The organism is Aurantiacibacter sediminis, assembly GCF_016019885.1.
Lineage (GTDB): Bacteria > Pseudomonadota > Alphaproteobacteria > Sphingomonadales > Sphingomonadaceae > Alteraurantiacibacter > Alteraurantiacibacter sediminis.
This window is the reverse complement of the sequence record NZ_JAEANY010000013.1, coordinates 1-246: the sequence shown is the minus strand read 5'-3', so window position 1 is coordinate 246 and position 246 is coordinate 1. Positions and strand designations below refer to the sequence as shown.

The following is a 246-nucleotide window of genomic DNA, read 5'->3' as shown; positions in this document are numbered from 1 at the left end:
CGGGCGGCGGCGAGAATTCGGGTTTCGACCTCGAAAACCGCGAGGATGTTGCGCTCAGCCTCGCCGATCATCTCGAGCAGCAGGTCGGTACCTGCGCGCCGTGCCAGCATACCGCCTTCATCGCCCAGCTGGACGAGGCAGGCTATCTCACCGCCAAATTGCAGGACGTCGCAAACGCGCTGAACGTCCCGCTCGCCGATGTCGAGCGCGCGCTCGAATGCGTGCAGAGCATGGACCCGACGGGCG

1 protein-coding gene is annotated in these 246 nt (G+C 65.9%); it reads left to right on the top strand.

Features of this window, described 5'->3' with window-relative positions; genetic code table 11:
- On the top strand, positions 1 to 246 hold a 246-nt coding region (locus tag I5L03_RS13325; RefSeq protein ID WP_456061980.1), incomplete at both ends, for an RNA polymerase factor sigma-54.